The sequence below is a fragment of the Salinivibrio sharmensis genome (assembly GCF_001995985.1).
Taxonomy (GTDB): domain Bacteria; phylum Pseudomonadota; class Gammaproteobacteria; order Enterobacterales; family Vibrionaceae; genus Salinivibrio; species Salinivibrio sharmensis.
Window position 1 is genome coordinate 45,239 of sequence record NZ_MUFC01000012.1, and the last position, 15,123, is coordinate 60,361.

Here is a 15,123-nt window from a genome sequence, read left to right on the forward strand (position 1 = left end):
TGTTATAGGTTAATCTGAATCGTCTGTATATGGGCACATTAAAAATGAGCTTCTACCATGCGCGTTGGTCTAATTACTGAAGTGGACTTCACGTATGTTTGGTCTTGATGCCTTTATGTTGGCCCGTATTCAATTCGCGTTTACGGTTTCTTTTCACATTATTTTTCCTGCGATTACTATTGGTCTTGCCTGTTATCTTGCGGTGCTTGAGGGGCTATGGCTTAGAACTCGCGAGCAAGAGTACAAAACCCTCTACCTTTTCTGGTCGAAAATTTTTGCGGTCAACTTCGGGATGGGCGTGGTGTCTGGGTTGGTAATGGCATACCAATTTGGCACCAACTGGAGTGGCTTTTCCGAGTTTGCGGGCAGTATTACCGGCCCGCTGCTGACTTATGAGGTACTTACGGCGTTCTTTTTAGAAGCCGGATTTCTTGGTGTGATGCTGTTTGGTTGGCAGCGTGTCGGTGATCGTTTGCACTTTTTCGCCACGTCCATGGTCGCGTTGGGCTCTGTGATCTCTGCCTTTTGGATTTTAGCCTCCAACAGTTGGATGCACACGCCACAAGGGCATGAAGTGGTCAATGGTCAAGTAGTACCTGTAGATTGGTTCGCGGTGGTGTTTAATCCCTCTTTCCCTTATCGCTTAGCGCACATGGTGGTCGCGGCGTTTTTATCCAGTGCCTTATTTGTTGGTGCGTCGGCGGCGTGGCACCTGCTCAAAGGGCAGCGCAGCCCAGCCGTGAAGCGGATGTTTTCGATGTCGATGTGGATGCTGTTGTTCACCGCGCCCATTCAAGCGTTTATTGGTGATTTGCATGGCCTGAACACCTTGGAATATCAACCTGCCAAAATAGCAGCGATGGAAGGGCATTGGGACAACAGTCATGGTGAACCCACGCCGCTTATTTTATTTGGCTTACCGGATATGGAGGCGGAAACCACCCGCTACAAAGTAGAAATTCCCTATTTGGGGAGTCTGATCTTGAAACATAGTTTGACCGAGCAAATCCCAGCGCTAAACGAATTCTCTGCGGAAGACAGACCCAATTCGCCCGTAGTCTTCTGGGCGTTTCGTCTGATGGTGGGCTTAGGGCTATTGATGATCACACTTGGACTAGTGGCGGCGTGGCAGCGCTATAAAGGGCGTCTGTTTGAACACCAAGGGCTGCTCCGTTTTGCTTTCTATATGGGGCCGGCGGGGTTGGTCGCGATTCTAGCTGGCTGGGTAACTACTGAAGTAGGGCGCCAACCTTGGGTCGTGCATGGCCTTTTACGCACCCAAGATGCGGTGTCTGCCCACGGTGACTTGCACATGAGTATTAGCTTGATCAGTTTCTTTGTAGTGTACGGCTTGGTCTTTGGGTTGGGGTACATCTATATGATCCATCAAATTAAATTAGGTCCGGATCAGCATGATGATACACCGCATGAACCGTTAACTGTCTCTGGCCGTGTCTAAGGGGGAAACATGGATTTAGCAATGATTTGGTTTGGCATCATCGTGTTTGCCACTTTAATGTACATCGTGATGGACGGATTTGACTTGGGGATCGGAATCCTGATGCCGTTTATTACTGAGCGCGAAGAGCGCGACTTGATGGTTAACAGTGTCGCGCCGGTATGGGATGGCAATGAAACTTGGTTGGTCCTGGGTGGGGCGGCATTATTTGGTGCTTTCCCCTTGGCATATGCCGTGATTGTCGATGCGTTAGCAATCCCGCTCACTTTGATGTTGGTGGCGCTTATTTTTCGTGGTGTGGCGTTTGAGTTCCGTTTCAAAGCCTTGCCCGGGCATCATGGCTTTTGGGATACCGCTTTTATGGCGGGGTCGATTTTTGCCACCTTTTTCCAAGGGGTGACAGTGGGTGCGGTGATTGAAGGTTTTCCTGTCGAGGGCCGCGCTTTTGCTGGTGGCGGCCTCGATTGGTTGGCACCGTTTCCTCTCTTTTGCGGCATAGGACTGATTATTGCGTACGGTTTACTGGGGGCCACTTGGCTGATCATGAAAACGGAGCATGCGTTGCAAATGCGTATGTACCACTTGAGTCGTCGACTGGTTGTGTTGATGGCGATAAGTATTGCGATAGTCAGTGTCTGGACGCCATTCGCGTATCCGGGGATTGCCGACCGTTGGTTTAGTCTGCCAAATCTGCTCATTCTCTCCCCGGTTCCTTTATTGACCGCTTTTTGTTTGCTCCGTCTCTGGCGCACCCGCCCTGATCACGCTCACCACCGACCATTTATCATGGCGTTGTGTGTCACCTTAGTCGGGTTTATTGGCATGGGCATCAGCATTTGGCCACATATCATTCCACCCAAGATCACAATTTGGCAGGCCGCCTCACCGCAACAAAGCTTGCAATTTATGCTGATTGGCGCGGTGTTTATCATCCCGGTTATTTTGATGTACACCTATTGGAGTTACCGTGTCTTTAGTGGCAAAGTGAATCCGGACGAGGCCTATCACTGATGGCTGATATGACAAAACCGACTTGGCAGCGTTGGCTTTGGTTAATCGCTATCTGGGGAGCCAGTGTAGCGGCATTGGGGGCTGTCTCTTGGCTATTTAAGCTTTTGATGCACGCTGCGGGTTTGCAAAGTTAGCTGCCGTTAACTTTCTATTACGTGGCGAATCAGTGATAAGCTTCTCAAGCTAATGATAAAGCGGTCGGATGTCTTATCACTGAAATAGTACTGACTCGATAGTCCGTTTTATGATACGTGCGAACACTTCTTTCAACTAAAAATAGGGTTACGTATGGAATGGTATTTAAAAGTGCTGCGCAATTATGCCACTTTTTCAGGGCGCGCCCATCGTCGAGAGTATTGGATGTTCTTTCTGATTAACTTTTGCATCTCATTGGCGCTAAACATTGTCGCTGAAGCGACGGGGCTGGTGTTGCTGAGCATTGTGTATTCATTGGCGGTACTACTGGCAACCTTGGCAGTCACATCAAGGCGTTTGCATGACACGGGACGTTCGGCATGGTGGCTGCTAATCGCTTTTATCCCTATTATCGGTATGATCACTTTGCTGGTGTTGTGTGCGTTGGAAGGCGAGCCTGAAAGCAACCCTTACGGTCCCGCTCCGCTGAGTGTGTCGTGAAGTCATACCTAACGCTATTTTAAAAGCCGATGTTATTATCGGCTTTTTGTCCCCTCGGAGCCTAACGTGATAGCGATCGAACCTTACCAACTGATTCCTGCCAGCTTTTCGCCTTGGCGTCCCATTTACTTAGAGATTGCCCAAGCCCTGTCTGATCATATCTCCACACCTCGTATTGAGGTACTGCATTTTGGCTCCACGTCAGCGAAAGTAGGAGGCAAGGGGATTATTGATTTATCCATTCTGTATCGTCCTGGCGAGCGCGATGATACTGTCACTCACCTCTATGCGCTAGGCTTCCAAGATCAGCACAGTAAGCAGCCGTTTCCAGAACACCGCCCTCGCAAAGACGCGTCTGTGACCTATCAAGGTGAGCGATTTTTGATTCATGCTCACGTGATTGAAAAAAACAGTGATGAGCATCATCGCCAAGTGGCATATAAACAATATTTGCTCGATAACCCCGATGTACGCGCCGAGTACGAAGAAAAAAAGCGCTCTATTTTAAAAGCAGGCGTTAACGAGCAAGACAGCTACGTAAAGCATAAAGCGCCGTTTGTGAAAGCGATTCTTAATGACATCAGTGATTGAATATGAATTCAAAGTCCTTTTCTTACGCTTTTCCCTCTCATCACTAGACTTTAGTCGTATGGGGGGATGTCACTCAAGTGCATACGCTATTGTTGGTCTATAGTACTGAAGTATGCACGAGGTATTGAACCTTGAGGCTTTTGCTTTTCCAGAGGGCGAAGAGGGTCCGTGAGTGAGTGACTTACAACAGGGAATACTAGTTGTTGATGATCAGAAAGTGGTTCGGCACACCCTATTTTTATGTCTTCAAAACCTCGGTTTTACAAACGTTTATCAGGCTGAGAACGGTCGCGAAGCGAAAAAACTCCTAAACACTCACTCGATTCAATGCGTATTTTGCGATCTCAATATGCCCATTGAAGATGGGTTTGAGGTGCTTAAATTTCTAGACGCACAAGCCTATCAAGGCGCCATTGTATTAATGAGTGGTGAGGAAGAGGAAGTACTGGCTTCAACCGCCAATTTGGCGCGTCTTTATCAACTGAATATCATTGAATGTGTGGCCAAGCCACTTTCATTTGCAACAGTGAAACGACTGCTGACCGCCAGTGAACGTGTACTAGATATGGAGGCTCACCATGCGCCGCATGCACTGCCACCACTCACCGCCAAGTTATTAAAAGGATACATAGATAAAGGCGGGCTAAGGGCGTTTTTCCAGCCGCAAATTTCTTTGTCCTCAGGTCGCCTTAAGGGGTTTGAGGTGTTGGCACGGTTGTTCAAACCTGACGAGAGCATGGTTTTTCCTGACCTGTTTATCCCCACCGCAGAAAAGCATATCGAAAGCATAACCGATCTGACCAAGCGTGTTATTGAGTGTGCGTACCAAGATATTAATCAATATGGGCAAGATATCGCCACTTTGTCATTTGCCTTTAATATATCCGCCAAAGTGTTGGAGGCCCCTAATTTTCCCCAGTGGTTACAAGCGACAACCGCCAAGTATCAATTGCGTCCTGAACAGATTATCTGTGAGTTAACAGAGACAGCTTTTACCACTGATCAAGCGACCATTGATACCCAAATGCTGCGGTTAAAAATGATGAAATTTAAATTATCCATCGATGATTTTGGCACAGGCTATTCGTCTATTGCCCAGCTGCATTCGATTCCTTTTGATGAGCTGAAAGTGGACAAGCGCTTTGTGCTCGATTGTTTATCGAATACTAAATCTGCGGCTGTGGTTGAACAAAGTATTCAACTCGCCAAAGCAATCGGGGTAAACGTTGTGGCGGAGGGGATTGAGACTCAAGCCGTATGTGACTTTGTTAAGGCACTGGGATGTGACATTGGACAAGGCTACTTGTACGCCAAACCAGAACCACTGAATGTATTTGATTGGCGTACAGCCAGTATTCAGCGTGGGAATCGTGAATGAAGTTTTCTGTGAAGCTACCTATTATTTTGTTGATGCTGGGCGGCTTAATGCTGGCATCCGTTACCGTGGTCTCTTGGAAAGGCCGCGATCTGCTTCAAGAAAGCACATTAACTAACATAGAGCGAGAAGCAGCACTACTGATTCGATTGATTGAAAGGAATCTTTTTGAAAGGTATCACGATGCTCGCGCGTTTCCTCTGTCGCTAGGGGAAATTGAATCAGATAGCCTGAGTAACCAACAAGTAAATGACAATACGGTAAGAAACCTTAACGAGTTAATCGCTAATTATAAAGTTTACCGTCGTATTGCGATTGTGAGTATGGAGGGCGAATTACTGGCGATAAATAACCAAAATACGCATGGTAAATCGCTCCCGCCTCTTGACCTTTCCCAAGCACAAATTATGAACAGTGTTTGGTTCAATGAGATCCTTAACGGCCAAACCCTCGCCCCCGAACAACCGAATAGTACGTATGTCACTGGGCCAGAGCGTTTTATTTTCGGCTCCAATGCCTCTTCCTACGACATGATCTTTGCTTCTGTGATCCGTAATACCGCCAACCGCCCTGTCGGTATTTGGGTCAATGTGGTCGATTTCTCTACCGTTGAGTCCATTGTGGCTGAAAGCTACGACTTACTCGCTAAACGCGGGCTAGTCAGTGCGGAATTAACCCTCTTAGACCGCCAGGGCCGTATTATCGTTGATTATGATCCTGTCGGACAAAATGAATCAACGTATCAAAGGGACTTTCAAGTTCTGGGTAAATTAAACTTGGCGACAAACGGTGTCGAAGGGGCGAGATTAGCCGTTGCTGGATTAACGGGGTCAAACATCTCAACACACTATCGGAAACAAGTGGATCAGGTCACCGGGTTTGCCCATACCGAAGGGGCGTATGATTATCCAGGACTGGGTTGGTCAGCGATGATCCGCGTCGAAGTGGGGGAGGCGCTGCTTGCGCCCAATACCCTGTATAAAAATTCTTTCATCATGACTGCCACACTGCTGTCGTTGATTGTACTGCTTGCCTTCTATGTATCACGGCAAGTTTTTAAACCTTTAGGGCAGCTAAGCACCGCGGTGCGAAAACTGGCGCGGGGCGAGCATAACTTTTCCCTACCACAGCGAGACAGAGGCGATGAAGTGGGGGTCATGGCCAGTGAGCTGCTCAAACTGCGTGATATGGTGAGCGAGCGAGAAAGCTTAATCAGAGAAACGGAAGAGCAGCGCTTTCAGTTAGATATCCAAAGTCGCGCTATTGAAGCGACTGCAACAGGGATCATCGTCTCTGATGTTAGGCTTGCAGATTACCCCATTATTTATGCCAATAAAGCGTTTGAGACCTTAACAGGCTACAGCTCGAAAGAAGTGGTGGGTAAAAACTGTCGCTTTTTGCAGGCCGATGATCGTGATCAGCCCGAGTTTGAACGCCTCCGCTATGCCCTTAAAAACGCCTTATCTTGCTCCGTAGTGGTGCGCAATTATAAAAAAGACGGCACACTTTTTTACAATAGTCTACGCCTCGATCCTATTTTTGATGATGCGGGCTCGTTGACCCATTATATCGGGATGCAGTCGGATATTACGGAGCTTAAGCAGGTAGACGATGAGGCTAAATTTAAACTCGAACAAGAAATACAACGCCGAACCCAAGACTTACAAGAATCCGAAGGGCGTTTGAGGACGGTGTTTGACACCGCACTTGATGGCATGGTGGTGATCGACACCCAAGGCAATATTCTCGAAGTTAACCGTTCATTGGAGCTTATCTTTGGGCGCATTCGTGAAGAGCTGGTGGGAGAAAATGCCTCTATTTTGATGCCAGATAAGTATAAAGCCCATCACGATGGGTTTATAAGTCAATATCAGTTAACAGGGAGTAAAAAGCTGATTGGCACACCACGAAAACTGCAGGGTGTGCATAAATCCGGGCGTGAGTTTCCCATTGAGGTATCCGTTGGCGAAACCTGGTTTGGCGATACGCAGGGATTTGTCGGTGTTATCAAAGATATCACAGTCGAAGAAGACGTTAAGCAGCGAGAGCAACGTCTTCAATATGCGCTAAAAGAAAGAGAAGTCATCTATCGAACTGCTTTTGATCAGGCGGCAGTGGGTATATGTCGTGTTGACCTTGAGGGTAATTTTATTGAGGTCAATGACAGAATGAGCGAGATACTGGGCTATAGCCAAGAGGCGCTGCTACAACTTAGTTACCAGGACATTACTCACCCAGATCATCTTTCAACCAGTCATGCGCAAGTCGCGCAACTCACCATAGGGGAAAGCCGCTCGTTTTCCATGGACAAGCAATATATCACCCAGGGCGGTGAAGCCTTATGGGCCACGGTATCGGTGTCTACTGTGATGGATGAAGACGGCTCGCCTAGGTATTTTATTGCGGCGTTGGAAGATATTAGTCAACGTAAAGCAATAGAGCGTGAATTGCTCTCTGCAAAAAGGGCGCGAGATGAGCTGCTTCGCGGTATGCAGTTAGCCTCTGATGCGGGAGGGATTTGCAATTGGTCAATGGATGTCACTACGGGGGAGCTTAAGTGGGACGATAACATGTATCGTTTGTATGGGATTGCACCTGAAGCGCCGGTAAATTACGAGGTGTGGCAGGCGTGTATTCATCCCGATGACCGTCAAAATGCGATTAAAGAAGTAGAAACGGCACTAAACGATAGCAACGTCTTTAATGCTGAGTTTCGTGTGATCCACCCTAAGACTCAGCGAATCAGTTGGATTAAAGCCGCGGGCAATGTGGTGAAAGATGATCAGTCGGGGCGAGAAATGCTCTTTGGCATCAACCTAGACATTACGCATGATCGACAGACACAAGCCAAGTTAGAGAAGGAATCCGTGATGGCGAGAAATGCCAATGAGGCAAAATCTCGCTTCTTAGCCACCATGAGCCATGAAATTAGAACGCCCATGAATGGTGTGATTGGAATGGTGGATTTACTAAAAGAAACGCCTCTGGAGCCAGAGCAATCTAAAATGGTGTCGACGATTCGAGACTCTTCTTTCTCGTTACTTGAGATAATCAACGATATTCTTGATTTTTCCAAAATCGAATCAGGGCAAATGGAGTTGGACCCGACCGACGTCAATGTACTCGACTTAATTGAGAAAACCTTGGACGCACTATGGGTTAGCGCTGATCAAAAAGGCGTCGAACTCTTTTTCTCACATGACTATGCCACCCCTGACTTTATCTTGGTTGATCCGGTGCGCGTGCGCCAAATTCTTCTTAACTTATTAGGGAACGCCATTAAGTTCACCAGCAAAGAAAAAGAGGGAGGCCATGTCTTTGTCAAAACAGCATATTGTCAAGACAGTGAGATGCTTACGTTGAGCATCCGAGATACTGGCGTTGGCATGACCCACGAACAGATGGATAAACTGTTCAAGCCCTTTACACAGGCGGATAGTTCCACCACGCGGAGATACGGGGGAACGGGTCTAGGACTGAGTATTTCCAAGTCATTTGTCGATATGATGGGTGGGGATATTGAGGTTGAGAGTGAGTTTGGTAAAGGCAGTGAGTTTATAGTCCGAGTACCTGCCCGCAGTAGCGCCAAAACCCATGAAACCAATCGACGTTATCCGTTTTCTGCGTTTTCTTTTGTCTTATTTATCGATCATGAACCGCTTGAGAACACCTGTATAGCATTGCTTGAAAGCTTATACCCCCGTGAGATTCTGGATGCAAAAGTCACGGTGCCAGCTAACTGGGACCCGGATACTATGATTGCGATTACAACAGATGAAAGAATGTTGGAAAGACATCAGGGCGTGCGTTGCCTATTGCTTGGGGATGATTTAGGTGGAAATGACGCCTATAAGTATCCAGGGCCTTATCGGTTAAACCGATATCCCCTTAAACCCAGTGAATTTGTACTGGGCGCTGCAGTGATGTGCGGGCTTGAAAGCCCGGATGTTGATTGGAGTGAAGCGGTAAATGGCGATGCCTTTGCCGATAGCAGTCAAGTGGATGCACAAGCGTGTGGCACCATTTTATGTGCTGAAGATCAGCCAACCAACCAGCTCGTTCTTGCCAAGCAGCTAAAACAGCTTGGTTATCAATTTGAAATGACATCGGATGGCAAAGAGGCACTTGAGAAGTGGTATCAAGGGGAGTATGCAATGCTCTTAACAGACTGTCATATGCCCGAAATGGATGGTTTTGAATTGGCGGCTGAGATAAGACGATTAGAGGCTGAAGAAAATCGCGAGCGTACGTTAATAATTGCCATCACCGCCAATGCACTCGTGGGAGAAGCGGATCACTGCTTGCAATCGGGGATGGATGATTATGTTTCCAAACCTGTTGAGATCCAGACACTTAAACGCGTGTTGGCATTGCGCCTTAGAGGGCGAGCGTTGAGAAAGGGCGAACCCGCAGTGGCTCAGACTAGCGAAGAAGTCTCTCATACGGAACCGCTCATCGATGACCGTCAGCTCGAGAAAGTCATTGGCAGCTCAGACCAGGAAATGAAGTCCGCTATATTGTCTATGTTCTGGGACGGCGTATCGGCAGATGTCAATGCGCTCGAACAGGCGATTGTCGGCGGTGACGATGAAAAAATAAAAGCGATTGCTCATGGGGCAAAAGGCGCATCTGCATCAAGTGGGGCGATGCGCTTGAGCGAGCTGTTCCGAGTCATCGAAAACAGCAGTCACGATCTTGAACAAGTAAGAACTGTGTTTACCGAAATAAGTGCAATGATGACCGCAATTGAAACCGATCTGCGGGAAGAAAAAATCATTCAATGAATGTAAGAGGCGCGATGTGATACATATCAACACGCAAGACCAAATTCCTTTTGAGCACTTTGAAAAAGCGAGTCGCGATACACTCAAATACTTGAATAAAAAGTTTGGCTACGGGACGTGGATGATGACTCGCAAGCATGAAGATCAATGGGTCATCTTACAGGTAGAAGGTAACAAATACGGTATTGATGAATTGACCACTCTCAGGTGGAGCGATTCAATGTGCAGCCGTATGGTGCAGGGCGAAGGGCCGCGTTGGGCGCCTGATGTTGACAATGTCTCCGCGTATGTGAACGCGCCAATTTACCAAGCTGAGACAATTAAGTCTTATATTGGGATACCCGTTTGCTATTCGGATGGTAATTTATTTGGCACTTTGTGCGCGATAGACACAGAACCAGTCGATCGCATCCCGCCTGATGGGTTAGAAACCATCGAGCTTGTCTCTAAATTACTTTCAACGCTATTACAGCTTGAGCTGCAAAACATCGACGTTTCGCGGAAACAAATGAGTTTTTTACCCTCACAATTAAAAGATCATGAAACCGGTTTTCTTAATCGATTAGGTTGGTCTTTATATTTAGAAAAAGAAGAAAGCAATATCCGCTCGGTGGGTACACCCGTGCATGTGGTGGCTATTGATGTTTCTCTGGGCAACCAATCAACGCACTTAAAGGATACGGCAATGACCACCCTGTTTGTGTCCATTCTCAATGGTGTCTTACATGACGGTGGCTATATTGCCCGATTGGGGGAAGATATCTACACCATGCTCTGTGCCAATAAAACCGAGGAGCAAATGGCAGTGATGGTTGAACGTCTTGCCAACGAATTGAGTGAGGCTGAGATCCCTGTCGCTATTGGCTTCAAAAAACACGACTATGGTGATGACTTGGATGTCACTGTGATTGCTGCCATCAAAAGTGTCCGGCAATAACTATGACGTGAAAGCCAGCCACTCCCTAGTTTGTTTGCTCGCTTTTCAACCATCTGAATCAAAAAGAATAACAGGACTATTGACCTCGGGTTAAATTTCATTAAAGGACACCCACGTTCGCAGCACAGTCTGCGGACTATGGTGCTACCACGCATAACTGCGTTGCCCTGGTGGTGGAATTGGTAGACACAAGGGATTTAAAATCCCGTGGGGTGATAGATTCGTAAGTGCATGTTTTACAAGAAAAAATAGACCGTTGTCCAAACTAGTTAACACATGTGACTTCAAAAAGCGGGGATGGTGGAATCGGTAGACACACGAGATTTAAAATCTCGCGGCGTACGCGCTGTGCGGGTTCAAGTCCCGCTCTCCGCACCAATACAGACCTTGAGCTTCGGCTTGAGGTCTTTTTTTGTGTACATGTAGTCACATGTGGTTAAAGATGACTGTCGTTATGTGTGTGACATCTAATGTAAGGGGCTAACGCTCTCACGAGCAGCAACGAGACAACCTAGAGACAGGCAATAGGCATTTCCAACACCTATTTGAATCGCGTTTTCAAATAGCACATCGGGAAGGTCTATATGCCTAAGAAAAAACCAGAGCCAGTATTCACTAAAGATTCACTGAAAGTAGCTTTTGAGCGACCAAATCCAGAAGATTTAGGAATACCACTACATGACGCCCCACGGAGAGCCCGTAGTTATTTATTAGTCAGCGTTATAGGCCTCTTAATGTTGCCTTTTGAACCTACCTCAAACAGCTACGGCAGGGTGGTCTATAAGTCCTGTTTGACAGTTTTAGGCCTATATAAAATTATGAGCCCATCTTATAGACCAAGGTGAAGAGTAAGAAATGGCTGTTATCGCGTATTACCGTGTTTCAACTGACGACCAAACAATCGAGAATCAACGAAGAGAGCTCAATAAGACATACCGTATAGACAAGGAGTTCGCTGATTGTGGAGTGAGCGGGACAGTTAGCGCTGAGAAGAGGCCAGAGTTTAAGAAGCTACTCGACTATGTGCGCGAAGGAGACACGCTTGTGACGGTCGATCTTGATAGATTGGGGCGAGACAGCATTGATGTGCAAAACACCGTGAGAGAGCTTCTGAGAGGCGGTGTGAACGTCATTGTGACAAGGTTAGGGGTAGACCTCAGCACAGACGCAGGAGAGCTTCTGGTGACCATTCTGTCCAAGGTTGCAGAGATGGAAAGAAGGAAGATGCTAGAGCGCTCAAATGCAGGCAGAGAGCGTGCAAAGGCAGAAGGTAAGCATATGGGTCGCCCTCACACTATAAGCAAAGAGCAGGTGCGTGAGCTTCGCTCAAAGGGGTACTCTATTAATGCCACAGCCGAGGCTTTGGGGTGCTCTGTGTCGTCGGTTAAGAGGCTACAAAAGCCATAGATGAAATATCAACCGAATATACATCGCTGAATTCAGATATTTGTGTTGTGCGGGCTGCTTGATTTACGACGTCTAATTGAAGACCCCTAGGGAAAACTTTTAGATATACATTGAGAGAGGTTAACCATTGATAGCCTCGTGGGTAGCCCTCTTCATGGTTCCTTACGTTAGCACTAGGGCATTTACAACGCCTAATTGAAGACCCCTTGGGGAAAACTCTTAGATATACATTAAGAGAGGTTAGCCATTGGTAGCCTCAACGATAGAGCCTTGTTGTCGAGTCTTCACGCCCTCACTAAGACATTTACAACGTCTAATTGAAGAGCCCAAGGAAAAACTCTTAGATATACATTAAGAGCCCTCTGTGACATCACACCACTGCTGCTGTAGTCGTAGCAGATACTAAATAGACCACCAGCACAACACTATCGCACCTTTGCTTACATGGATGAGTAGCTAAGTAGAGCGACTCTGCGTTGACTGTTATTTCACTTAATAGAAGGAGTTATCATTGTGAGCAGCAGTCGAATAGAGTGTGTCTGAGCTGTATGGTCTAGTATGGCCTATGGTCTGTTGCCTTAAGAAAATACGCGAGCGAAGCCAAGAGAGCTTTAGCTGGCCTCGTTGGATCGTTGTTCTGATTTGAATGAGTGAACTACATAGCCATAGGCAGGATTGAAGCTGCTCCTCGCCAAACTCACGGGCAACAGATAGCATGAATAAGGGGTGACAAGAATTAAACTGATTAAAAGCGCGGTCTCTTCGTATTACAGTCGTCTGTGTAAACGCTACAAGACCACTGACGCTGCACAGAGGGTTACGCTCTCACGACACACTGCCGCAATAACTCTTACCATCAGAAACCACTACCTCACTGTACGTATCCATCTATTCCACTCAGGAGCAAGTGACCCACACCCGCTGCTTCAATGCCTATGGTTGGTCTAACCATTAAACATTGGGAAAGGTACTTTAACCTCTCTCTTTAATTCAACGCCGGATTCTTTTTCGAGTATTGCTTTGAACCTTTGGTCTAGGCATGCATTCAGTACTTGTTCATTGTTTTCCATCGTGTTTTCGATATCACATAATTCTGTGGTTGCCATTGTAATCGCAGAGTTCATTAATGCCGGTCTTAGGGGGTGCTTGGGGTATATTTCGCCATGGTTATTTTTATTGAAGAGCTCTACTAAGTCATTTAAAGTATCGCCATGGCGCATTCTGAGATAGTCAACCTTTTCGGAATAAAGACAAACTGCTTCTTCGTGCACAGTGTCTTTAATGGACTCGTCTATCCTCATGATGTAGTGATTCGATTGGCTATTAGTTATCTCGAACAAAAAGCCTCTCTCTATTAGTGTTTTAATGGCGCCATCAAGAGCGAGTGAGTTTAATTGAATATCCATAAGGCTTGCTGCCATTAGTATTTCTTTTTCTCTTTCTGAAAGAGTGTCTTTAACATTCAGATAGTGCTCAATTTTTTCGGACTTTTTGTCTTCCTTTGAAGGTGGTTCGACTAAGCTAGTTTTTATGTTGCTCGTTTTGACGATACAAACCGAAATTAGTGTATGAAAGCCTTTAAATAATAGTAAGCCTAAGAAAAAACCCAAAACCCCAAGCATAAATATGACATATGAAACATGCTCTTCGGGTAATGGTTTCAATAATAAAGTTTTGGTTGCGATAATAAGAGGTGTGAGTATTGCGGACGAGATGGCGACTATGATACGTAAAAGAAAAATCGCACTAGATTCACTAAGTTTTTGAACTGAGCTTATTAAGCACTCCGAAAATTTCACCATTCCACAATCCTATCTAAATATGACGTCTGATTGAAAGCACCAAGGGAAAGCTTGAGATATACTCTCAGTAGAAGCCTTGATTTTAGGTAGCCTAGCGTTATCTTTAACAAGTTATGCCAGGCTGCAGATGAGAGTGTTGCACTTCGCGGTTGAATCCGCGAGACCCTAGCTACCTTTGCTCTCCTTGCTGTCCCAACAGGCACAGGCACAGTTATCCTTCTGTGCCTGTCTTTCTAACACTTGGTCAGGTTGAAGGAAATCGAGAGTTTTCTGACTAGTAATCTCATAGGCCACTATCATCCGTCATTCATCGCGTCTCCATATCCCGCTTCCGCCTGTAGCGAGGCAATCATATTCTTTAACTGCATATTCTCAATGGTCGATAGACTGTTACCCTTACCGTCCATCAAAAACTCTAACTGAGGCTTAGTCATAGGCTTGTTTGCGATAAACATAGCATACAGGCGGTCTACCTCATTGCCATTCACGTCGCTGTCTGCTGGCGACATAAGCTGTTCTGGCTCATTCACCTGTAAACCAGTCAATTCAGCAAACAGCTTCTTGTTCAGTCGATACACATTCACCAGATGACCACCTTTGTCGCTGGTCGAAGAATGCTTTTCAATGATACCGGAGGCGACCAGACGCTTCACATTGGCACTTACGGTCGTAACAGACCAACCTGTATCACGCGCCAAGCGTTTCAGTGATGGGTAGCACACAAAATCGCTGTCAAAATAAATAGATAGCTGCATTAGAAGAAAGCGTTCGTTTGCCTTTAGGTTAAGCGTTTGTGGGGGAATCTGTCCTAGCATCTTGGTCATCTCAAACTGTGTTTCAGGAAATTTGATAGCTTCGCGCTTAGTGTTTTTCATTATAGCGTGCCTAAAGACTGTTGTGTACCTATCAAGAAACACAAGAAGAGTATCACTGGCTACTTGAATGCACAAGCGACTAATAAAAATTACTGTTCTATTTGATTGTTTAATAAACTTAACTAGGCATCCCTATGGTACTTATGTTTCTTGAGACCCCCTTTTAAAACTTTATCTGGCGACCCTACTCAAGCAAGTGGTAACAAACAAATCATTATAAACAAAACATTAAAACAAAGGGCTTAC

At 46.3% G+C, this 15,123-nt stretch carries 11 protein-coding genes and 1 tRNA gene; 10 read left to right on the forward strand and 2 right to left on the reverse strand.

The features are described from left to right. The first annotated feature begins 94 nt into the window (after positions 1-94). The 10 genes from BZG74_RS11685 to BZG74_RS11730 all read left to right on the forward strand — a co-directional run bounded on the left by BZG74_RS11685 (position 95) and on the right by BZG74_RS11730 (position 12,200). Positions 95-1,459 (forward strand): cytochrome ubiquinol oxidase subunit I, encoded by a 1,365-nt coding sequence (locus tag BZG74_RS11685; RefSeq protein WP_077772759.1) that lies wholly within the window; start codon positions 95-97, stop codon positions 1,457-1,459. A 9-nt stretch (positions 1,460-1,468) separates the two neighbouring features. Then, a complete protein-coding gene (gene cydB / locus BZG74_RS11690) occupies positions 1,469-2,470 on the forward strand; it encodes a cytochrome d ubiquinol oxidase subunit II (protein WP_077772760.1) in 1,002 nt (333 codons plus the stop codon). Further along, entirely contained in the window at positions 2,470-2,604 is a 135-nt protein-coding gene (locus tag BZG74_RS11695) for a DUF2474 domain-containing protein (RefSeq protein ID WP_392397592.1), read from the forward strand. Before cydB ends, BZG74_RS11695 begins: the two co-directional genes overlap by 1 nt. A gap of 154 nt (positions 2,605-2,758) precedes the next feature. Continuing rightward, entirely contained in the window at positions 2,759-3,106 is a 348-nt protein-coding gene (locus BZG74_RS11700) for a DUF805 domain-containing protein (protein WP_077772761.1), read from the forward strand. Between the two features lie 66 nt (positions 3,107-3,172). Beyond that, positions 3,173-3,697: a GrpB family protein gene (locus tag BZG74_RS11705; RefSeq protein WP_201247383.1), complete on the forward strand. Its 525-nt coding sequence runs from the start codon at positions 3,173-3,175 to the stop codon at positions 3,695-3,697. A 172-nt stretch (positions 3,698-3,869) separates the two neighbouring features. Next, positions 3,870-5,075, forward strand: a complete 1,206-nt coding sequence (locus tag BZG74_RS11710) for an EAL domain-containing response regulator (protein ID WP_077772762.1) — start codon at positions 3,870-3,872, stop codon at positions 5,073-5,075. Beyond that, positions 5,072-9,856 (forward strand): PAS domain S-box protein, encoded by a 4,785-nt coding sequence (locus BZG74_RS11715; protein ID WP_077772763.1) that lies wholly within the window; start codon positions 5,072-5,074, stop codon positions 9,854-9,856. Before BZG74_RS11710 ends, BZG74_RS11715 begins: the two co-directional genes overlap by 4 nt. 16 nt (positions 9,857-9,872) lie before the next feature. Next, positions 9,873-10,793 carry a GGDEF domain-containing protein gene (locus tag BZG74_RS11720; RefSeq protein ID WP_077772764.1) on the forward strand — a complete coding sequence of 307 codons (921 nt, stop codon included), beginning with the start codon at positions 9,873-9,875 and terminating at the stop codon, positions 10,791-10,793. A gap of 291 nt (positions 10,794-11,084) precedes the next feature. Then, positions 11,085-11,171: transfer RNA gene (locus BZG74_RS11725), tRNA-Leu, on the forward strand. 477 nt (positions 11,172-11,648) lie between these two features. Then, the gene (locus BZG74_RS11730; protein WP_077600183.1) at positions 11,649-12,200 is read left to right on the forward strand and encodes a recombinase family protein; all 552 of its coding nucleotides are present in this window, start codon (positions 11,649-11,651) and stop codon (positions 12,198-12,200) included. Positions 12,201-13,144: 944 nt separating this feature from the next. Here BZG74_RS11730 and BZG74_RS11735 read toward each other — a convergent pair. Together BZG74_RS11735 and BZG74_RS11740 are read right to left on the reverse strand one after the other, a co-directional pair. Next, complete coding sequence (locus BZG74_RS11735) at positions 13,145-14,002, reverse strand: hypothetical protein (protein WP_077772765.1); 858 nt, start codon at positions 14,000-14,002, stop codon at positions 13,145-13,147. A gap of 296 nt (positions 14,003-14,298) precedes the next feature. Continuing rightward, a complete protein-coding gene (locus BZG74_RS11740) occupies positions 14,299-14,877 on the reverse strand; it encodes a helix-turn-helix domain-containing protein (protein WP_077772766.1) in 579 nt (192 codons plus the stop codon). Positions 14,878-15,123 lie beyond the last annotated feature (246 nt).

Bases quoted from the DNA above. Each gene is read 5' to 3' on its own strand.
- BZG74_RS11685 (WP_077772759.1), top strand. From the start codon at position 95: ATGTTTGGTCTTGATGCCTTTATGTTGGCCCGTATTCAATTCGCGTTT.
- cydB (WP_077772760.1), top strand. From the start codon at position 1,469: ATGGATTTAGCAATGATTTGGTTTGGCATCATCGTGTTTGCCACTTTA.
- BZG74_RS11695 (WP_392397592.1), top strand. From the start codon at position 2,470: ATGGCTGATATGACAAAACCGACTTGGCAGCGTTGGCTTTGGTTAATC.
- BZG74_RS11700 (WP_077772761.1), top strand. From the start codon at position 2,759: ATGGAATGGTATTTAAAAGTGCTGCGCAATTATGCCACTTTTTCAGGG.
- BZG74_RS11715 (WP_077772763.1), top strand. From the start codon at position 5,072: ATGAAGTTTTCTGTGAAGCTACCTATTATTTTGTTGATGCTGGGCGGC.
- BZG74_RS11730 (WP_077600183.1), top strand. From the start codon at position 11,649: ATGGCTGTTATCGCGTATTACCGTGTTTCAACTGACGACCAAACAATC.
- BZG74_RS11735 (WP_077772765.1), bottom strand. From the start codon at position 14,002: ATGGTGAAATTTTCGGAGTGCTTAATAAGCTCAGTTCAAAAACTTAGT.
- BZG74_RS11740 (WP_077772766.1), bottom strand. From the start codon at position 14,877: ATGAAAAACACTAAGCGCGAAGCTATCAAATTTCCTGAAACACAGTTT.